Annotated in this window: 1 protein-coding gene; it reads left to right on the forward strand. The window is 43.2% G+C overall.

What is annotated here, in order from left to right; genetic code table 11:
• Positions 1–227, forward strand: a 227-nt coding sequence (locus tag AC0QH1_RS30670) for a hypothetical protein (RefSeq protein ID WP_324635241.1), incomplete at both ends; no start/stop codon positions are given.

Raw genomic sequence — 227 nt, forward strand, 5'->3', positions numbered from 1 at the left:
AGTGGAAATGTTACGGCTAACGATGATATCGACGCTGGAAATACTCTGACCCTTTCTGGGAATGACATTCAAACCGATGCTTTATCTGCTACTGACAATATCGACATTAATGGCAGTGGGGCGGTGACGGTTTTTCAACCGATTAATTCAGGAAATACCGTTAGTATTGACGGCAGTGATATCGAAACCAATGGCATTATTGCCGATAGCGCCGTTGAAATTAATGG

It is taken from the genome of Phormidium sp. CCY1219 (assembly GCF_055795085.1).